The sequence below is a fragment of the Kitasatospora sp. DSM 101779 genome, assembly GCF_025655475.1.
Taxonomy (GTDB): Bacteria; Actinomycetota; Actinomycetes; order Streptomycetales; family Streptomycetaceae; genus Kitasatospora.
The window spans coordinates 3,642,831-3,662,459 of record NZ_JAHTIK010000001.1 but is presented as its reverse complement, the minus strand read 5'-3'; the positions used below and the strand labels follow the sequence as shown (position 1 = coordinate 3,662,459).

17 protein-coding genes are annotated in these 19,629 nt (G+C 73.4%); 10 read left to right on the top strand and 7 right to left on the bottom strand.

Annotated elements, in window-relative coordinates:
• Nucleotides 1-409 precede the first annotated feature (409 nt).
• Nucleotides 410-2,392: a murein biosynthesis integral membrane protein MurJ gene (gene murJ, locus KSNIM_RS16595; protein WP_263103989.1), complete on the bottom strand. Its 1,983-nt coding sequence runs from the start codon at nucleotides 2,390-2,392 to the stop codon at nucleotides 410-412.
• Nucleotides 2,393-2,699: 307 nt separating this feature from the next.
• Nucleotides 2,700-3,713: a phosphatase PAP2 family protein gene (locus tag KSNIM_RS16590; protein WP_263103988.1), complete on the bottom strand. Its 1,014-nt coding sequence runs from the start codon at nucleotides 3,711-3,713 to the stop codon at nucleotides 2,700-2,702.
• A gap of 347 nt (nucleotides 3,714-4,060) precedes the next feature.
• Here KSNIM_RS16590 and KSNIM_RS16585 point away from each other — a divergent pair, with 347 nt between their 5' ends.
• Nucleotides 4,061-5,032, top strand: a complete 972-nt coding sequence (locus KSNIM_RS16585) for an RNA polymerase sigma factor RpoD/SigA (protein ID WP_411543726.1) — start codon at nucleotides 4,061-4,063, stop codon at nucleotides 5,030-5,032.
• 108 nt (nucleotides 5,033-5,140) lie between these two features.
• Nucleotides 5,141-5,374 carry a hypothetical protein gene (locus KSNIM_RS16580; RefSeq protein WP_263103987.1) on the top strand — a complete coding sequence of 78 codons (234 nt, stop codon included), beginning with the start codon at nucleotides 5,141-5,143 and terminating at the stop codon, nucleotides 5,372-5,374.
• A 41-nt stretch (nucleotides 5,375-5,415) separates the two neighbouring features.
• Here the strand turns inward: KSNIM_RS16580 and mscL are convergent, their stop codons facing one another.
• The 4 genes from mscL to KSNIM_RS16560 form a co-directional block, all read right to left on the bottom strand.
• Nucleotides 5,416-5,832 carry a large conductance mechanosensitive channel protein MscL gene (mscL, locus tag KSNIM_RS16575; protein ID WP_263103986.1) on the bottom strand — a complete coding sequence of 139 codons (417 nt, stop codon included), beginning with the start codon at nucleotides 5,830-5,832 and terminating at the stop codon, nucleotides 5,416-5,418.
• Between the two features lie 698 nt (nucleotides 5,833-6,530).
• Nucleotides 6,531-6,827, bottom strand: coding sequence for an FmdB family zinc ribbon protein (locus tag KSNIM_RS16570; protein ID WP_263103985.1), 297 nt, complete (start codon nucleotides 6,825-6,827; stop codon nucleotides 6,531-6,533).
• A gap of 119 nt (nucleotides 6,828-6,946) precedes the next feature.
• Nucleotides 6,947-8,341 (bottom strand): MFS transporter, encoded by a 1,395-nt coding sequence (locus tag KSNIM_RS16565; RefSeq protein ID WP_263107992.1) that lies wholly within the window; start codon nucleotides 8,339-8,341, stop codon nucleotides 6,947-6,949.
• Between the two features lie 357 nt (nucleotides 8,342-8,698).
• Nucleotides 8,699-10,183 (bottom strand): potassium/proton antiporter, encoded by a 1,485-nt coding sequence (locus tag KSNIM_RS16560; protein ID WP_263103984.1) that lies wholly within the window; start codon nucleotides 10,181-10,183, stop codon nucleotides 8,699-8,701.
• A gap of 221 nt (nucleotides 10,184-10,404) precedes the next feature.
• Between KSNIM_RS16560 and KSNIM_RS16555 the strand changes: the two genes are divergently transcribed.
• Complete coding sequence (locus KSNIM_RS16555; protein WP_263103983.1) at nucleotides 10,405-13,155, top strand: penicillin acylase family protein; 2,751 nt, start codon at nucleotides 10,405-10,407, stop codon at nucleotides 13,153-13,155.
• Nucleotides 13,156-13,177: 22 nt separating this feature from the next.
• Here the strand turns inward: KSNIM_RS16555 and KSNIM_RS16550 are convergent, their stop codons facing one another.
• On the bottom strand, nucleotides 13,178-13,783 hold the full coding sequence (locus KSNIM_RS16550) for a 5-formyltetrahydrofolate cyclo-ligase (RefSeq protein WP_263103982.1): 606 nt from the start codon (nucleotides 13,781-13,783) through the stop codon (nucleotides 13,178-13,180).
• Between the two features lie 58 nt (nucleotides 13,784-13,841).
• Here KSNIM_RS16550 and KSNIM_RS16545 point away from each other — a divergent pair, with 58 nt between their 5' ends.
• The 7 genes from KSNIM_RS16545 to glpR all read left to right on the top strand — a co-directional run.
• Nucleotides 13,842-14,765 (top strand): GGDEF domain-containing protein, encoded by a 924-nt coding sequence (locus KSNIM_RS16545; protein WP_263103981.1) that lies wholly within the window; start codon nucleotides 13,842-13,844, stop codon nucleotides 14,763-14,765.
• Between the two features lie 55 nt (nucleotides 14,766-14,820).
• Nucleotides 14,821-15,741 carry a UTP--glucose-1-phosphate uridylyltransferase GalU gene (gene galU, locus KSNIM_RS16540; protein ID WP_263103980.1) on the top strand — a complete coding sequence of 307 codons (921 nt, stop codon included), beginning with the start codon at nucleotides 14,821-14,823 and terminating at the stop codon, nucleotides 15,739-15,741.
• 24 nt (nucleotides 15,742-15,765) lie between these two features.
• The gene (gene glp, locus KSNIM_RS16535; RefSeq protein WP_263103979.1) at nucleotides 15,766-17,100 is read left to right on the top strand and encodes a gephyrin-like molybdotransferase Glp; all 1,335 of its coding nucleotides are present in this window, start codon (nucleotides 15,766-15,768) and stop codon (nucleotides 17,098-17,100) included.
• A gap of 114 nt (nucleotides 17,101-17,214) precedes the next feature.
• The gene (gene moaC, locus KSNIM_RS16530) at nucleotides 17,215-17,652 is read left to right on the top strand and encodes a cyclic pyranopterin monophosphate synthase MoaC (RefSeq protein WP_263107991.1); all 438 of its coding nucleotides are present in this window, start codon (nucleotides 17,215-17,217) and stop codon (nucleotides 17,650-17,652) included.
• Nucleotides 17,649-18,164, top strand: coding sequence for a molybdenum cofactor biosynthesis protein B (locus KSNIM_RS16525; protein ID WP_263103978.1), 516 nt, complete (start codon nucleotides 17,649-17,651; stop codon nucleotides 18,162-18,164). The genes moaC and KSNIM_RS16525 overlap by 4 nt, the downstream gene beginning before the upstream one ends.
• Entirely contained in the window at nucleotides 18,161-18,778 is a 618-nt protein-coding gene (locus KSNIM_RS16520; protein WP_263107990.1) for a GNAT family N-acetyltransferase, read from the top strand. The genes KSNIM_RS16525 and KSNIM_RS16520 overlap by 4 nt, the downstream gene beginning before the upstream one ends.
• A 160-nt stretch (nucleotides 18,779-18,938) precedes the next feature.
• Nucleotides 18,939-19,629, top strand: a 691-nt coding sequence (gene glpR, locus KSNIM_RS16515; protein ID WP_411543725.1) for a gephyrin-like molybdotransferase receptor GlpR, incomplete at its 3' end; no start/stop codon positions are given.

Genomic DNA, 19,629 nt, shown 5'->3' with positions numbered 1-19,629 from the left:
TGATCGCCAGTGGTGCCCGCAGCCGGTGCCACCGGCGGTGTGCGGCCCCTCCGGGCCCTCGGCCGGTGCTGTGCGCGGCAGTCAACGGAGTCTGTGGACCTTCCCGTGCCCGATACCGGCCGTGGGGGCCGGACCCGTCCGGAACTCCCGTGGGGCACTCGGCGGGAGGCCGCCGGCGTGCCGACGCACGGAGAGCGCGCGAAGCCGGTCCTCGGTGGGACCGTCCACCGCAGACCGGGTCCGCACCGGTCTAACGGGTCGGCAAGGGGCTCCGCAACGGGCAGCCACCCGGTGGGGCGAACCGTTCTGCTCCGAACGGGAGGCGGGCGGGTGTCAGCGGCCCGGGGCGGTGCTGCGCCCGGCGGCGGGGCGGGCCCGGAGGCCGGGCCCCGCCATCACGGACGGCGGCTCAGCGGCGGTGCTTGCCGTTGCCCGTGGCCACGGCCGGCTCCGGATAAGGGATGCGGAGCTTGCGGGCGAACGGGGCCACCGCCGCACCTGCGCCGAGCGGCCGAGCCAGGGCGAACAGCGAGACCAGGACGGCCAGCGAACCGGCGGCCAGGCCCACGACGCTGCTCAGCAGACCGCCGCCGGTGGCGTCGCCGATCCGGCCGGTCAGCCACACCGCGGCCGCGGCGCCCGGCAGGCAGGCCGCCGTGATGGCCAGGTGCAGGGCGATGACCGAACCGCCGTCGAGACCGCTGCGCGGCTTGCCGTTGCGGCGCAGGCCCAGCACCATCGTCGCGTCCGGGCTGGTCGGGGCCGCGGCCGCCGGAACGGGTGTGCGCAGCCGGCGGCCGAGCGCCCAACCGGTCAGGCCGACACCGACCAGGCAGGCGATGCTCTGCGCACCGGCCATGCCGATGATGATCCAGCGCGGGCTGAGCAGCCAGTACGCGAGCGCCGACAGACCCGAGTTGACCGTGGTCGACACCACCGTCAGCCAGAACGGGGTCCTGGCATCGCCCATCGCGTAGAAGCCGCGGGACAGCGCGTACTGGGCGCAGAACGCCGGGAGACCGATCGCGAAGGCGATCAGGGTCTGGGCGATCACCCACGAGTCGGCCGCGGTGACCTTGCCGTGCCCGTAGGCGATGTCGGCGATCTGCGGGGCGAGCGCGATGAACAGCACGGTGGCCGTGATGATCATCGCGGCCGAGGAGCGCAGCATGCCGGCCAGGTCCGAGCCGATCTTCGTCAGCTCGCCCCGGGTCGCGGCCCGGGACATGCCGGGCAGCAGTGCCGTCACCAGGGAGATGGTGATGACGCCCTGCGGGACGACGAACAGCTGGTACGCGTTGGTGTAGGCGAAGTTGCCGAGGCCCATCTTCAGGCCCTCCTTCGCGGCGCGGACGCCGGCGCCCGTGCTCAGCCGGCTGATCACGGCGAAGGAGAGCTGGGTGACCACGACCAGCAGCAGTGCCCAGCTCGCGGCGCGGATCGGCTTGGTCAGACCGGCACCGCGCCAGTCGAAGCGAGGCCGGAAGCGGAACCCGGAGGAGCGCAGCGAGGGCAGCAGACCGACCGCCTGGATGACGATGCCCAGGGTGCTGCCGAGGCCCAGCAGCATGGTCTGGCCGGTCGTCATCTGCTCGGCCCTGTCGGCGTCGTTGCCGACCAGGATGTAGAGGCCGAAGACGGCGATCGCGACCACGTTGTTCAGCACCGGCGTCCACATCATCGCGCCGAAGCGGTCGCGCGAGTTGAGCACCTGGCCGAGCAGGGTGAAGACGCCGTAGAAGAAGATCTGCGGCAGGCAGTACCGGGCGAAGGCGATCGTCAGGTCGCGCTGCGCGCCGTCGAAGTTCGAGTAGAGGTCGACGATCGTCGGGGCCAGCAGCCAGGCGCCCACCGTCAGCACGACCAGGATGACGCCGCAGAGGGTGAGCAACCGGTCGGTGTAGGCGACGCCGCCGTCCTTGTGGGTCTGCGCGGCGTGCACCAGCTCGGGGACGAAGACGGAGGCCAGGACGCCGCCCATGAGCATCATGTAGACGACGTTCGGCAGCGAGTTGGCGACGTTGAAGGAGTCGCCGAGCCCCGCCGCGCCGAGCGCGGCGATGATCATCGCGCTGCGGACGAAGCCGAGGGCGCGGGAGGAGAGCGTGCCGAGGGCCATGATCAGCCCGCTGCGGCCGACCGACGCGGCGGGTGCCGGGGCCTCGCCCTCGCCCTGGCGCTGCGCGGGGACGGTGGCGGGGGCCTGCGGCGGAACGCCCGGCTGCTGGAGTGCGCCCGGCTGGGCGGGGACGCCCGGGTACCCGGGACCGGCACCCTGCGACGGGGCGTCGAAGCGCCCGGCCTCCGGGGGCTGCGGCGGGATCTTGCGCAGGGCCATGGTGGGCGGGTCCGGGTGCGCATACGAGTCGGGGGACTCACCCGTGGTGTTCATGGTCATCGGATCCCCGTCACTCGGTGCCTGGGCGGTGGGGCTGTGGGGCCTCCGCACAGGTGCACCCAACCGGAGCAGTCTGCCAAACCGCGGCACTCCCTGGGGAGGCCGGTGTCGCGGGCGGCAGGCCTGCGTCCACGGAGGATATCGGGGGCCGGGAGGGCCCGGCCGCGCGAAGGGTGATGGATTGGGCGCCTATGTCCGGTTATGTCGGCGGGGGTTGCAATCCGTTCGGAGTGATCGGTCGTCATCGTCGTCCCTTCACCGTGGGGGCGGCGCCCGATCGTGTGAGCTTTATCACTGCATGTCAGCTGTGTCGGCGATGGACAGGGGCCTCGTCCGCGGCGTCGTAGCCACAGGGGTCGTCCAGGTCGTCCGCGTCCTCCAGCTCGTTCGGGTCGTCGGCGTCGTCCGGGACGGGCCGGTCGTCCCCGTCGTCGTCGGAGTCCTCGCCGTCGCCGCCGTCCCCGTCGTCGGGGCCGTTGCCGGTGCGACCTGCCGATCGCCCTGGTCGGCCGCGCCGTCCGCGGGGGGCCGGCCCTTCGACACCTCCGTCCGCGTCCCCCTCCTCGTCCTCGTCCCCCGGGGGCGTGCCGCGGGCGAGGACGCGCTGCACGCGGGGCCTGGTCCGCCGGTCGACGCGACGGAAGTCCCGGGCCAGGGCGCCGGGGCGCCACAGCTCCACGGCGACCGTCGCCCAGCCCAGCAGGGCCGCTGCGGCGAGCCACCCGGCGAGGACGTCGCTAGGCCAGTGGACGCCCAGCGCGATCCGGCTCCAGCCGACCGCCAGCACCGCCACGGCGGCCGCACCGGCGGCCCAGATCCGGCCCGCCCGTCCGGCCAGCGGCCAGGCCAGGGCCACCAGCACGGCGCAGGTGATCCCGGAGGCCATCGCGTGCCCGGAAGGGAAGGCCGCGCCGTCGGCGTGCGAGACCGGGTCGGCGAAGTGCGGCCGCTCGCGGCCGACGGCGTCCGCGAGGGCGATCGCCAGCACCCAGCCGAGGGCGCCCTGGACGGCGGCCCAGGAGGCGAGCGTCCGTGCCCTGATGGCCCACAGCCACGCGGCGGCGCCGAACAGCAGCACCCGCATGGTGACCGGCCCGTCGATGTCGCCCAGGGTCTGCATCGACGCCGTCCACGCGGTGTGGCGGCGGGCGTAGCCGTGCAGTGCACCGGCCCAGTTCTGGTCGAGTCGGGCCAGCGGGCCCCAGCCGCCCGCCACCAGCCCGAGCAGCGCACCGAACAGCAGAGTGCCACCGAGCGCCCACAGGGCGTGTCGGGCGACGGGCCGACGGGCGGCGGGAGCGGCGGACGGGTGCATGGCAGACACCTTCCCAGTGGCGGTGCGCGGAGCGGACCCGGCGCGATCGCGATTCGGCATCTTTTGTGCGGAGAAGGTGCGATCGGGAGGTGTTGTTCGTTGGAAGAGGCGGTGCTGCCCGAGGATGTCGCGCACGGTGGGCGTGAGGTGACGGAGCGCCGACCGTCGCGATGAAATTCGGCAGGATACTGCATGAGGCGCGAAAATCTGAGTGAGTTGGGAATGTTGTCCCATTTCTGCGCGTTGGATCGTTACGTGTGAGCCTCCAGGAGGCCCGCACTTGTATGAGCAGCGCAGCCCCGCGCGAGCCGCGCCGCCTGACCCGGCAATCCAGCAAGGGAGCAAGCATGGCCACTCGTGCCGTCGTTCGCGACAGGGCCGACCGGACTCGCTCGGCCCGGCCGACCAACCTTGAGGCCGACCGCGACCTCGTCGGCATGTACCTCGACGAGATCGCCAGGACGCCGCTGCTCGACGCCGCCGAGGAGGTCCAACTCTCGCTGCGCATCGAGGCCGGCGTGTACGCCCAGCACCTGCTGGACGAGGGCGTTCTGCCCGAGGGTGTGACGCGCGAGGAGCTGGAGGCGATAGCCGAGGACGCGGAGCGCGCCAAGGACGTCTTCATCAGGTCCAACCTCCGGTTGGTCGTCGCGGTGGCCCGTCGGTACCCGCGCAGCGGCCTGCCCCTGCTGGACCTCATCCAGGAGGGCAACGCGGGCCTCGTCAGGGCGGTCGAGAAGTTCGACTACGCCAAGGGCTTCAAGTTCTCCACCTACGCGACGTGGTGGATCCGGCAGGCGATCACCCGGTCGATCGCCGACCAGTCGCGCACCATCAGGCTGCCCGTGCACCTGGTGGAGGAGCTCGGCCGGATCCGGCGGGTGCAGCGCGAGAAGTCCAAGGAGCTGGGCCGTGAGGCCGATCCCGCGGAGATCGCGGCCGAGCTGGACACCACCGAGGAGCGGATCAAGGACGTGCTCGACTGGGCGCGGGACCCGGTCAGCCTGAACATGTCGGTCGACGACGAGGGCGAGACCCAGTTCGGCGACCTGGTCGAGGACACCGGCGCCGTCTCGCCGGAGGACGCCGTCATGGTGATGCTCCGCCGCGAGGAGCTGGACGACCTGATCGGGCGCCTGGACGACCGGACGGCCTCGATCATCCGGTCCCGGTACGGCATGGAGGACGGCCGGGAGCGGACGCTGACCGAGGTGGGCAAGCAGCACGGGCTCACCCGTGAGCGGATCCGCCAGATCGAGAAGCACGCACTGGCCGAGCTGAAGAAGATCGCCGACCACGCGGGCTTCGAGGCGGCCTGACCGCAGGTGTGGCGTTCGCGGGCCCCGTTCCGGGCAGTGTCCCGGGCCGGGGCCCGCGGCCGTCCGGCAGCACCTAGGCTGGTCGAGAAGAGAGCTGGAGGCAGGACGATGGGCGAGCAGACCGACGGACCGGACGGCCGGCCGGGCGTGGAGCCGGACGAGAAGCCGGGCCGGGAACCGGGGCGGTGGGGGGCCTCCACGGGGCGGCTGGTGTTCGGCGACCCGCTGGACCGGCAGACCGCCGACGACACCGACGCCGGCTGGGGCGAGCGCCCCGGCGGCGGTGGGGGTCGCGGGCTCGACTGGTACCTGAGCCAGCGACCGCCGCACCACGGCGACTAGGCCCCGCCCCTTCGGGTGCCGTCCGGCGGCCACGCTGCCGGTCAGCCCCGACGCACGAGGGCATCGCGGATCTCGGTGAGCAGGAGGACCTCCTTCTCCTCCGCCTCCAGGACCTCCTCCTCCGCGGTCTTCCGCTTCGCCATGAAGTGCAGCATCGGCAGGATGAAGACGAAGTAGACCACCGCGGCCGTGATCAGGAACTGCACCACGGCACTGAGCACCTCGCCCCACAGGATGAGGATGCCGGAGGAGACCGACCCGTCCGGGGCGAGCGTGCACGGGCCCTTCAAGCAGGACCGGTAGGACGCCAGGTCCTTGGTGCCGAAAAGGCCGATGATCGGATTGATGACGCCTTTCGCGAACGCATTGATGATGTTCGTGAAGGCTGCGCCGATCACCACGGCAACCGCGAGATCGACCACGTTTCCGCGGAGCAGGAATTCCTTGAAACCCTTCATCCCGCAACGACACCACAGGGGGTCGGCGTCGCAGGAATTCGGCACGCCGTTTTCGGTTCGCCATCGGGGGCCGCCGATCAGTGCGCCGGCGGGGCGGTGCCCGTGCAGCGGGGTGCGGCCCCCGGCTCGGGGGACGTCGCAGACGCGGCCGCCACCGGTGGCGGGCCGGGACGGAAGGGCCCGGCCGCGAGGGCGGTCGCGGCGGCGAGGAGCCCGGCGGCCAACACACCCGGACGGTGGCGCACCGCCTGCTGCAGTCGGTGGCGTCCGCCGGAGCCTCGGCGGATGGGCGGGAAGTCGGGCACACTCCGGCGGGGCGGTACGGAGCACGGCGGCGGCGGAGCGAGGTGGGAGGTCACGGTGTCGGCGGCCTTCGGTCGGCGGTCCGCGGACCCGGCCGGGCCCGCGGACAGCAGAATGCGCCGGCCCCGGCACACCGGGAATCGACTACCGATTTCCTGTGGACAACTCCGGGCTGTGGAAAATCCGTGTCACCCGAACGGCGGAATCAGCGGTCCGCGCCGCGCAGATCCGCCGCACGATGACCCGATCCCGGGACGGACCGGGTCGGCCGGAAAGCCCCGAACGGGCGGGCACGCCCGGACGCGCACCCGGACGTGGACGAGCGCCGAAGAATGCGAACAGGCGCCGGCGGGCGCACGCACAGGAGCCCGGTGCGAAGACTCAGCTCGCGGGACTCAGCTCGCGGCTGACGCCGAGGCCGTCGAGCCGGAGGACGCGGCAGCCGGCGCGGAGGCCGTCGAGCCGGTGGACGACGAGGCCGCGGACGACCCCGAGCTCACCGAGCTGCTGGAGGAGGAGCGGCTGTCGGTGCGGTAGAAGCCCGAGCCCTTGAACACGACACCCACGGCCGAGAAGACCTTGCGGAGCTTCCCCTGGCAGTCGGGGCACGTGGTCAGCGCCTCGTCGGTGAACTTCTGCACCGCCTCCAGGCCGTTGCCGCACTCGGTGCACTGGTACTGGTACGTGGGCACTTGCTTCCTCCTGGCACTCTCGCCTGATGAGTGCTAACGATCGTCAATGATGCGGTATTCCGCTGGAACAGTCCAGCGATGCCGGGTGTGAGATGGGTCCGGGCCGCCGGACCCGGGCCTCAGCGCCCCGTCCCCGCACCCACGAGCTGCCGCGGACCGGTGCCGTCGGAGGCCCGGGGCTCCGTGCCGGCGGGGGCCGGCGCGCCCGCCCGGACAGCCTCGTCCGCGGCCCGCGAGCCGGCGGGGGAGAGGACCGCGCCGGCTACGGCGGCGTCCCGCGGAGCGACCAGCAGCCCCCGCAGGGCGACCAGGGCGACCAGGCCGAGGCCCGCGCCGATCACCGGCACCAGGAAGCCCGTGGACGGCCCGCCCGCGTCGATGAGCTGGCCCGCGACGGTGGAGCCGGCCGCGAGGCCGAGACCGATGGCGCCGGTCAGCCAGGTGAAGGCCTCGGTCTTGGCACCGTCCGCGACGAGCGTCTCGACCAGGGTGTAGCCGGTGATCAGGGTCGGCGCGATGGCCAGACCGCAGAAGAGGCCGGCGACGGAGAGCGCGGTGAGGTTCGGCATCGCCCAGAGGGTCGAGCAGCCGAGCAGCAGCAGGGCGTAGCAGCCGAGCATCCGGCTCCGTGCCGAGCGGCGCCAGGCGACCAGTCCGTAGAGCACACCGGCGAGCATCGAGCCGCCGGCGAAGATGCCGTACACGGTGCCGCTGGCGCCGCCGCTGCCGACCGACTCGGCGAAGGCGGTCACCGAGACCTGCATGGCGCCGAAGACGGTGCCGACCCCGAGGAAGGCACCGGCCAGCAGCCGGACGCCGGGCGAGGACAGCGCGGACGGCCCGCGGCCGTCGACGGTCCGCGGGTGGCGGGCCGGGGCGGTGCGGCGCTGGGCGGCGAAGGCGAGGCCGCCGGCGACCGTCAGCGCGGCCTCGGCGATCAGCGCGGCGGAGGGGGTGACGGTGGTGGCGATGGCGGTTGCCAGCACCGGGCCGACCACGAAGGTGAACTCGTCGGTGACCGACTCGAAGGCGAACGCGGTGTTCAGGGTGGCCGGGGAGTCCGACAGCCGGGCGACCCAGCGGGCCCGGACCATGGCGCCGATCTGCGGTACCGAGGCGCCCGCGGGGGCGGCGGCGGCGAACAGCGCCCAGACCGGGGCGTGGCCCAGCGCCAGGCCGATCAGCGCGGCCACCGACACGGCGTGCACGGCGACGCTGGGCAGCAGCACGGCCGCCTGGCCGTAGCGGTCGGCCAGCCGGCCGGTCTGCGGGCCGATGACGGCCTGGGCGACGGCGGAGACGGCCGCGACCGCACCGGCGGTGCCGTACGAGCCGTGGGTGTCCAGGACGAGCAGCACGATGCCCAGGCTCAGCATGGCGTAGGGCAGCCGGGCGGCGAAGGCGGGGACCAGGAACGTCCAGGCGCCGGGGGTCCGCAGCAGTGCCGCGTATCCGACCCGGGCGGGTGCGGCGTCGGCACGGGCGTCGGCAGACGCGGGCGTGCCGGGGGACAGGGTGTCGTCGACCGTTCGGCGGGCCGTCACGGTCGGTCCTTCCTGCTGCCTGGTAGCGCGCCGGGGAACGGGTGGGCCCCGACGGCGCCGAGAGTCGTCCTCTCGCGCGTCGACCGGGGTAGATACCGGGTCCTGCCGGCTGTGGGGTGGTGCGGGTGCCGGCGTCAGGCAGGGTGCTGCGGACCGCGGCCGCCGAGCGGTCGCGCCAACTCTGCATCAGGCAGATGTTGCGGGTTTTCTAGGTGTAGCTCTTCCGTATCTATCGATTATATGGCAGCCGGGCGGCGTCGGGCTGTCGATGCAAGGCAGGTCACATTCGCGGCCCGGGCGGCCGTGCCGTTTCTCGGCAGCCGGGCCTCAGCGGTCGCGCAGCCAGCCCGCCAGCTTGCCGCCCCGGTCGACGGCGCGCAACCGGCGCTCGGCCGCCTCGCCGACCTCCTCGGTGGTGACGACCAGCAGTTCGTCGCCTGCCCGCAGGATCGTGGTGCGTTCCGGCACGAAGCTGCTGCCCTCCCGGACGACCAGCGTGACCGCGGCGCCCTTGGGCAGCCGCAGCTCGCCCACCTCGACGCCGGACATCCTCGAATCCGGGGCGAGCGAGACGGAGAGCAGGTGGCCGTGCAGCTTCTCCAGCGGCGCGGACTCGATGCCGAGGTCCTGCCCGAGGTCGCCCTCGCCGATCCGCAGCGCGCGGGCGACCGGCGGCAGGGTCGGGCCCTGCAGCAGGGTGAAGACCACGACCAGCACGAAGACGATGTTGAAGACCTCCTGGGCCCGGGGTGCCGCCGCCACCATCGGGATGGTGGCGAGCACGATGGGCACCGCCCCGCGCAGCCCGGCCCAGCTGAGCAGGGCCTGCTCCCGCCAGGGCAGCCGGAAGGGCGTGAGCGAGAGCAGCACCGAGGAGGGCCGGGCCAGGAAGACCAGCACGGCGCCGCAGACCAGGGCCGGGGCGATCGCCGAACCCATCTCGCTGGGCGTGACCAGCAGGCCGAGCACGACGAACATGCCGATCTGGCCGATCCAGGCGAGTCCGTCGGCGAAGCCGCGGACGGCCGGGCCGTGCGGCAGCTTGGAGTTCCCCAGGACCACCGCGGCGATGTAGACGGCGAGGAAGCCCGAGCCGTGCAGCAGCGCGCCGCCCGCGTAGGCCAGCACCGTCAGGGCCATCACCGCGATCGGGTAGAGGCCGGAGGAGGGCAGGGCGACGTGCTTGACCGCCCAGGCGCCGATCCGGCCGACCGCGAAGCCGACCGCTGCGCCCACGGCGAGCTCGCCGAGGATGGTGCCGACCATCACGTACCAGGGGTCGAGCGGTCCGGTGGCGGCGAACGCGACGACCAGGATGACCACCGGGGCGTCGTTGCAGCCGGACTCGGCCTCCAGCAGGCCGGTCAGCCGGCGCGGCAGCGGCACGGTGCGCAGGACGGAGAAGACCGCGGCGGCGTCGGTGGAGGAGACGATCGCGCCGAGCAGCAGCGCGGTGCGCCAGTCCAGGCCGACCAGCCAGTGCGCGCCGGCGGCGGTGACGAAGACGCTGACCGCGACGCCCACCGTGGCGAGGACGGCGGCGGCCGGCACGACCGGCCGGATCGCCCGCCAGCTGGTCTTCAGCCCGCCCTCGGCGAGGATCACCACCAGGGCCGCGTAGCCGAGGACCTGCGCGAGCGCGACGTTGTCGAAGGCGAGGCCGAGGCCGTTGTGCCCGAGGGCGATGCCGATGCCGAGGTAGACGAGGAGGCTGGGCAGCCCGGAGCGGGTGGAGATGCGCACGGCGACCACCGCGACCAGGAGGATCACGGAGAACTCGAGCAGGAACGCGTTCAGGTGGTCGACGGTCACGCAGGGGCACCTCTGCGGCAGGAGGGGCTGATGAGTCGTTACTCAGTCTAACATTTTACTTGATCTTTGATCGAGGCCCCTCGGCCTTCCCTTCCGGTCATCCCTCCGGGGTATCGTCCCCTCTGATCCAACCGTGGGCGTCCCCGGTGCACGTCCGCCACCTGAGCCGACCTAATGTGGTGAGCTGTCACCGCCGCCACGTCCCCCAGTCAAGGACCCAGATGCCCCGCTCGAAGAAGTTCCGGCGCGCCCGTCTGATCGTGATCGTGCTGGTCGTGCTGCTGATCGTCGGGCTGGGCGGGAGCGGTTACTGGGCGGTCCACACCGTGCGCGCCTCCTTCCCCGAGCTGACCGGTACCGTCCGGGTGTCCGGCCTGAGCGCCCCGGTCGACGTGAAACGCGACGACAAGGGCGTGCCGCAGCTCTACGCCGACACCTCCGAGGACCTCTTCCGCGCCCAGGGCTACGTCCAGGCGCAGGACCGCTTCTGGGAGATGGACGTCCGACGGCACATCACCGCCGGGCGGCTGTCCGAGATGTTCGGGTCCGGCCAGGTGGAGACCGACGCCTTCCTGCGGACCATGGGCTGGCGCCGGGTCGCGCAGCAGGAGTACGACACCGTCCTGTCCGCCGAGACCAAGAAGTACCTGCAGGCCTACGCGGACGGCGTGAACGCCTGGCTCGCCGAGCACCCCGGCGGGGCCGGCGCCTCCCTCGAGTACGCCCTGCTCGGCGCCGTGAACGGCAACTACAAGCCCGAGGAGTGGACCCCGGTCGACTCGGTCGCCTGGCTCAAGGCGATGGCCTGGAACCTCTCCGGCAACCGGCAGGAGGAGATCGACCGCGCGCTGCTGGGGCAGAACTTCCAGCAGGACGAGATCGACCAGCTGTACCCGGCCTACCCGTACGACCGGAACGGCACCATCGTCAAGACCGGCAAGGTCGCCCCCGACGGCAGCTACAAGCCCGCCGACGGCAGCACCGCCACCGCCACCGGCGCCACCGCCACCGGGGCGGCGGGCACCGGCACCACGCAGGGCCGGGCCGCAACCCAGGCCGTGCTCAAGGGCCTCTCCGACACGATGGCCGCCGTACCGCAGTTGCTCGGCCCGCAGGGCCAGGGCATCGGGTCCAACTCCTGGGTCGTCTCCGGCAGCCACACCACCACCGGCAAGCCGCTGCTCGCCAACGACCCGCACCTCGGCCCCGGCATGCCGTCCGTCTGGTACCAGATGGGCCTGCACTGCCGCACCGTCGGCCCCAAGTGCGGCTTCGACGTCGCCGGCTTCACCTTCGCCGGCACCCCCGGCGTGGTCATCGGCCACAACAAGAAGATCTCCTGGGGCTTCACCAACCTCGGCGCCGACGTGACCGACCTCTACCTGGAGAAGGTCACCGGCCCCGACACCTACCTCCGCGACGGCAAGGAGGTGAAGTTCCAGACCCGCAAGGAGACGATCAAGGTTGCCGGCGGCGAGGACCGCACCATCACCGTCCGCACCACCGTCAACGGTCCGCTGATCTCCGACCAGTCCTCCGAGCAGCAGAACGTCGGCACCTACGCCCCGGCCGGCAACGCCGCCCCGGACCGCGCCAGCGGCTACGGCGTCGCCCTGCAGTGGACGGCCCTGACGCCGGGCAGGACGATGGACGCCGTCTTCGAGCTCGACACCGCCGCCGACTGGAAGGGCTTCCAGAAGGCCGCCGCCGACTTCGCCGTCCCCGCTCAGAACCTGATCTACGCCGACACCGAGAACAACATCGGCTACCAGACGCCGGGCACCATCCCCGTCCGCGGCAAGGGCGACGGCCGCTACCCCGCCCCGGGCTGGGACTCGGCCTACGACTGGAAGAAGGACCCGGTCCCCTTCAAGTCGCTGCCCTACAGCTACAACCCGGCCTCCGGCTACATCGTCACCGCCAACCAGGCCGTGGTCGACAGCGCCTACCCCTACTCGATCACCACCGACTGGGAGTACGGCACCCGCGCCAAGGAGATCACCGACCAGATCGAGGGCCGGCTGAAGAACGGCGGGAAGATCTCGCCCGACGACATGCAGGCCATGCAGCTCGACAACACCAGTGTGATGGCCAGGACCCTCGTCCCGCTGCTGCTCAAGGTGAAGATCACCGACCCGTACGTCCGCGAGGCCCAGGACCTGCTCAAGGACTGGAACTACCACCAGGACGCCGACTCCGCAGCCGCCGCCTACTACAACGGCGTCTGGCGGGCGCTGCTCACCCTCGCCTTCGGGCAGAAGCTGCCGGCCTCGCTGCGCGCCGAGGGCGACTGCCTGCTCGTCCGTCAGAAGTCCAACTCGACGCTGCCCGACGACGCGGTCAACGGCGAGGTGAAGCCCGTCACCGAGTGCGGCACCCGCAAGCCCGACCAGGCCCAGCCGGACGGCGGCGACCGCTGGACGGAGGTCGTCCGCACCCAGCTGACGAAGCCGGACAGCACCTGGTGGAACTACATCGACTCCAACCACCTGCCGCAGCACGGCCTGAACAACCTGCTCGCCCAGGCGATGAAGAACGCCCGCCAGGACCTCACCGCCTACCTGGGCAAGTCCATCTCCACCTGGAGCTGGGGCCGCCTGCACACCCTGACGCTCAAGGAGACGACGCTCGGCAGCGACGACTCCTCGATCGGCTCCGGCTTCGTCCACCGACTGCTCAACCGCGGCCCCTACCGCCTCTCCGGCGGCAGCGCCGCGGTGAACGCCGCGGGCTGGAACGCCGCCGCCGGCTACCAGGTGGACTGGATCCCCTCCATGCGGATGGTCGTCGACCTCTCCGACTTCGACGCCTCGCGCTGGATCAACGTCGGCGGCGCCTCCGGCCACGCCTTCCACAGCAACTACAACGACCAGACCGAGCTGTGGGCCAAGGGCGAACTGCTGCCCTGGGCGTACTCGCCGGACGCCGTCACCAAGGCGACCGCGCACACCATGACGCTCACCAACGGCTGACCCGCCGCGGGGGCGCCGCCGCTCAGCCGGCGGCGCCCCCGCGGAAGCGGTGCACCCCCGACGGTGTCACCACCGCGTCCACCGGCAGGTCGTGGGGCTCGCCCGGCACCTCGGGCAGCAGTTCCTCCTCGTACAGCAGAGTCGCCAGCAGCGGCTCCGCGCCCGCCGCGGCCAGCCGGGCCAGCACCCGGTCGTAGCTGCCGCCGCCGCGGCCCAGCCGCACCCCCCGGCGGTCCACCGCCAGCCCCGGCAACAGCACCAGCCGGGCCCCGCACACCGCCTCCGGCCCCAGCCGCGGCCCGGTCGGCTCCAGCAGGCCCCGGGACGCCGGGGCGAGCGCCTCCCGCCCCGCGTACGGGGCCCAGTCCAGGTCGTTGTCGGCCAGCAGCACCGGCAGCAGCACCCGCACCCCGCGGGCCGCCAGCGCGTCCAGCAGCGGGCCGGTGCCCGGCTCGCCGCCGACCGACACGTACGCCGCCACCGTCCAGCCCGGTTCGGCCAGCGCAGAGGCGTGCGCGGCCAGCTCCTCGGCCGCCGCTGCCCGCCGAGCGGGTGACAGCGCGCGGCGTCCTGCGAGCAGGCGTGACCTCAGCGCGGCCTTGTCGTTGTGCAATGGATTGGCAGTCATGGGTCCCCACAGCTCGGCACCGATCGGTGCCCCGAGCCTGACATGCGGAAGGCGCCACATGTCCACCCCGCTCCTGGTCCAGGCACTCGCCGCGCTGAGCGCCCCCGCCCTGGCCGGCGCCGGGCTGCTCGGTGCACGGCTGCGCCGGTCCGCGGCCACGGCGGCCGAGCGGGAGGCGGCCCTGCAGGGCACCGTCGCCGAGCTCCGCCGGGAGCGCGACGAACTGCAGCGCACCGCCTCCTGCGACCCGCTCACCGGGGTGTGGAACTACCGCCACCTGCAGATCACCCTGGACAAGGAGATCGAGCGCGCCCGCCGCGCCGCGGCCGCCGACGAGAAGCGCCCGCTCGCCCTGCTGATGCTGGAGATCGCCGGCTTCGACGCGGTCGTCGCCGAGCACGGCCGCAGCCGGGCCGGCGCCGTGCTGCGCGACCTCGCCCAGCGCCTCGCCGTCGAGATCCGCCGCTCGGACACCCTCGGCCGCTACGGCGGCGAGGAGTTCCTCGTCCTGCTGCCCGACACCGGCGCCGAGGGCGCGGCCCAGGTCGCCGAACGGCTCGTCTGGACCGTCCGCCGGCACCGGCTGCTGGACTGGTCCGCCAGCGGCGCCGAGCCCCGCCCGGCCGGCCCCGCCGAGGCCCCCGCCGCCCGCGGCAACGGCCTCACCGCCGCGGTCGGCATCGCCGTCCTGCCACGCGACGGATCCCACGCCGCCCTGCTGCTGAGGGCCGCCGACCGGGCCCTCGCCGAGGCCCGCCAGGCGGGCGGCGACTGCTGGCGCGGCGCCCCGGTGGAGACCGTCCCCGCGGCGGGCCCCGCGCCCGTACCTGCGGTGCAGCCCGGCCGGAGGTCCGACGGGCCGACGGGGGCCGTGGGAAAGGCGGGTAGTCTGTCCGCCTGTACCGGCACCGAGGCCACCCTCACCTCCGTCGGCCACGCCCGCACCGCTGCCGCCACGGCCGCTGCTCGGGACGGGGTTTAACACCCGACTCACCTCGCTCTCACAGGGCGCTGAAACGCCTCAGTAAGGTCGACGCATGACGAAGACGCACGCCCGCACCCCCGTCACCAAGGCCGTGGTGCCCGCCGCCGGTCTGGGGACCCGCTTCCTCCCGGCGACCAAGGCGACGCCCAAGGAGATGCTGCCGGTGGTCGACAAGCCGGCCATCCAGTACGTCGTCGAGGAGGCCGCCGCCGCCGGCCTGTCCGACATACTGATGGTGACCGGCCGCAACAAGCGCGCGCTCGAGGACCACTTCGACCGGGCCTACGAGCTGGAGGAGCTGCTCACCCGCAAGGGCGACCACGACCGGCTGCGCCGCGTCCAGGAGTCCGTGCAGCTCGCCAACATGCACTACGTCCGGCAGGGCGACCCCAAGGGTCTCGGCCACGCCGTCCTCGTCGCGGAGCAGCACGTCGCCGGCCAGCCCTTCGCCGTCCTCCTCGGCGACGACCTGATCGACCCGCGCGACCCGCTGCTCTCCCGCATGATCGAGGTCCAGCAGGAGCTCGGCGGCTCGGTCGTCGCCCTCATGGAGGTCGACCCCTCGCAGATCCACCTCTACGGCTGTGCCGCCGTCAAGCCGAACGGCTTCGGCGACGACGTCTTCCGGATCACCGACCTGGTCGAGAAGCCCGACACCGAGGACGCCCCGTCCAACTACGCGGTGATCGGCCGCTACATCCTCGACCCCGCCGTCTTCGAGGTGCTCAGCAAGACCCCGCCCGGCCGCGGCGGCGAGATCCAGCTGACCGACGCGCTGCGCGAGCTCGCCGGCCGCGACGAGACCGGCGGCGGCCCCGTCCACGGCGTGCTGTTCAAGGGCCGCCGCTACGACACCGGCGACCGCGCCGACTACCTTCGCGCTATCGTCCGACTGGCGTGCGAGCGCGAGGACCTCGGCCCTGAGTTCCGGGACTGGCTCCGGCAGTTCGTCGCCACCGAGATGCACAGCTGACCCATCACGAAGGCGAGTGAGGCGATGACCGCGGGCCCCGCGCACGGCAGCAACGACCCCTGCTGCGAGGACGCCGGGGCCCCGGCCGCCCCCCGGACGTGGACCGTCGACGAGCACCTCGCCGACGTCCTGACCGCCGCCGCCCCGCTGCCCGCGGTCGAGGTCGACCTGCTGGACGCCCTGGGCCGCCCGCTCGCCGCCGACGTCACCGCCGCCGTCGACCTGCCGCCCTTCGACAACAGCTCGATGGACGGCTACGCACTGCGGTCGGCGGACGCCGCGCCGGTCGCCCTCGCCGTGGTCGGCGACATCGCGGCCGGCGCCGCCGAACTCCCCGAGGTCGGGCCCGGGCAGGCCGCCCGGATCATGACCGGCGCACCGGTGCCGCCCGGCGCCGACGCCGTCGCCCCGGTCGAGTGGACCGACGGCGGCAGCGGCACCGGCGAACCCGCCGACGCGATGACCGCGGCCGCCGCCGACGAGACCGTCCACGAGACCGTCCAGGTGCTCCGCCCGGTCGCCGCCGGCGCCCACATCCGGCGCCGCGGCAGCGACGTCACCGCCGGCAGCACCGTTCTCACCGCCGGCACCGTGCTCGGCCCCGCCCAGCTCGGCCTGCTCGCCGCGATCGGCCGCGCCACCGTCACCGTCCGCCGCCGCCCGCGGGTCGCGGTGCTCTCCACCGGCAGCGAGCTCGTCCAGCCCGGCGAGCCGATCGGTCCGGGCCGGATCAGCGACTCCAACAGCTTCACCCTCGCCGCCGCAGCCCGCGCCGCCGGCGCCGAGGCCGTCCGGATCGGCGGCGTGCCCGACGACCCGGCCGTGCTCCGCCGGGTGCTGCAGGAGCAGCTCGCCGACGCCGACCTGATCGTCACCAGCGGCGGCGTCAGCGTCGGCGCCTACGACGTGGTCAAGGAGGCCCTCCAGCCGCTGCACGGCGGCGAGGACCTCGGCGGGGTCGACTTCCGCCGGCTGCGGATGCAGCCCGGCAAGCCGCAGGGGTTCGGCCGGCTCGGCGCGGACGGTGTCCCGCTGCTCGCCCTGCCCGGCAACCCGGTCAGCTCGTACATCTCCTTCGAGCTGTTCGTCCGGCCGCTGATCCGCACCATGCTCGGCGCCCCCGACGTGCACCGGCCGGTCGTCCCCGCGGTCTGCACCGCGGACCTCACCTCGCCCGCCGGGCGCCGGCAGTTCCTGCGCGGCCGGTACGGCGGCGACGGCACCGTCACCCCGGTCGGCGGCGCCTCGTCGCACCTGGTCGGCGCCCTCGCGCACGCCGACTGCCTGATCGCCGTGCCGGAGGAGACCACCGTGCTGCCGGCCGGCAGCCGCGTCGACGTGGTCCTTCTCACGGACTGACCGCACGGGGGTTGTACGGTAGCGCGGTATTCGACCCGCGCCACTGGAGCCCCCGTGACCGAGACACCCCCCGGCGACCGCCTCACGCACGTCGACGACACCGGCGCCGCCCGCATGGTGGACGTCTCCGAGAAGGCCACCACCGTCCGCACCGCGGTCGCCGCCGGGCGGGTCGTCGTCGCCCCGCGGGTGGTCGAACTGCTCCGCGGCGAGGGTGTCCCCAAGGGAGACGCCCTCGCGGTCGCCCGGATCGCCGGGATCATGGGCGCCAAGAGGACCCCGGACCTGATCCCGCTCTGCCACCCGATCGCCATCTCCGGCGTCACCGTCGACCTGGCCGTCACCGACGACGCCGTCGAGATCACCGCCACCGTGCGGACGGCCGACCGCACCGGCGTCGAGATGGAGGCGCTCACCGCCGTCGCCGTCGCCGGACTGACCGTGGTCGACATGGTGAAGGCGGTCGACAAGGCCGCCGCGATCACCGACGTCCGGGTGCTCACCAAGACCGGCGGCAAGAGCGGCGACTGGGCCCGCGGGGGCGCCCGGTGACCGCCCCCGCCGGGCGCGCGCTCGCCGTCACCGTCTCCAACCGCGCCTCCGCCGGCGTGTACGAGGACAAGGGCGGTCCGCTGCTCGTCGAGGGCCTCGGCCGGATGGGCTTCGCCGTGGACGGCCCGCGGGTGGTGCCGGACGGCGACCCCGTCGAGGCGGTGCTCCGGGAGGCCGTCGAGGCTGGCTACGACGTCGTCCTCACCACCGGCGGCACCGGCATCTCGCCCATGGACCTCACCCCCGAGGCGACCGCCCGGGTGATCGACCGGCAGATTCCCGGCATCGCCGAGGCGATCCGCGCGCACGGCCGCGACAAGGTGCCCACCGCGGCGCTCTCCCGCGGCCTCGCCGGCCTCGCCGGTCGCACCCTGATCGTCAACCTGCCCGGCTCCACCGGCGGCGTGAAGGACGGCCTGGCCGTCCTCGAACCGCTGCTCGCCCACGCGGTCGACCAGCTCCGCGGCGGCGACCACCCGCGGCCGGACAGCACCGCCCGGAGCACGAGCTGAGCGCCGGCTGGCCGGTCGAGCTGACCGAGGGCGACGTGACGCTCCGCCCGATCCGGGTCCGCGACCAGCGCGCCTGGCAGGAGGTCAGCCGCCGCAACCGGGACTGGCTGCGGCGCTGGGAGGCGACCGTGCCCCCGCCGCCGGCGGGTCGCGGCGGCGTGGCCCGGCCGAGCTACCGGCAGATGGTCCGCTATCTGCGCGGGGAGGCGGCGGCCGGGCGGATGCTGCCCTTCGTGGTGCTGCACCGGGGCCGGCTGGTCGGCCAGCTCACCGTCGGCGGCATCACCTGGGGATCGATGTGCTCCGCCAACGTCGGCTACTGGATCGACGAGGACGTGGCGGGCCTCGGCATCATGCCGACGGCCGTCGCGCTCTCGGTCGACCACTGTTTCCGCACGCTCGGACTGCACCGGATCGAGGTGTGCATTCGGCCGGAGAACCGGCCGAGCCGCCGGGTGGTCGAGAAACTCGGCTTCCGCGAGGAGGGAATGCGCCCGCGGTATCTGCACATCGACGGCGACTGGCGCGACCACCTGGTCTACGCGCTGACCGTCGAGGAGGTGCCGGAGGGCATGCTGGCGCGCTGGCGTGCCGTCAGGAGCGGGCGCTCCTGAATGAATTGAATATTTGTTCGAAATAGATATCGATCCGGCATCGGACCCCGGGTCGAGTGGTGGCAAACACCGGCAAAATAGTCGGAGAATCAGCTTGATCACACGACACGCCGCGCCAAATTGCTGCCAGGCCTCACCGCGCCCCCGTACCGTGTGAATCGTGAGCAGTAGCGGCCTTATCTACGCGGTCATCGTGGGAGCCTGGGCCGCCTATCTGGTGCCGATGTGGCTCCGCAGGCAGGACGAGCTCAACGAGTCGCGTCCGACGGAACGCTTCAGTACCGCGATCCGCCTGCTGGCCGGCCGGTCGGCGCTGGAGCGGCGCGCATCGAGGTCCCTCACCGACGAGTCCGACGGCGACCGACCCGCCCCGGCCGAGGACGGCGCCCCCGGCGACGCCTCAGCCTCCGGCGTGCCCGCGGCCGCCGACGGCACCCCGGACGAACCGGAGCCGCCGGCCGCCGAGCCCGAGGACACCCCGGACGTCCCCGAGATCCAGGTCTCCGGCGCCGAGCTGCCCGCGGACCGGCCGGTGCACCGCCCGACCGCGCAGCGCCGAGCCCGGCTGCTCGCCCGCCGGCGACGCATGGTCACCCTGCTCTTCGTCGCCTTCGCCCTCGGCGCGGTGGTCGCGGCCGTCGCGGGCATCGCCTTCATCTGGGTGCCCGCCGTGCCCGCCGCCCTTCTGACCTTCTACATCGGCCACCTGCGCCGACTGGAGCGCCAGCGGTACGAGGTCAAGCTCGACCGGGTGCGGGCCGCCCAGGCCGCCGAGCGGCTGCGGGCCCGCGAGCGGGAGCGCGAGCAGGTGCGGGCCGATGCGCCCGCGCCGGCCGCCGCGCCGGAGGCCG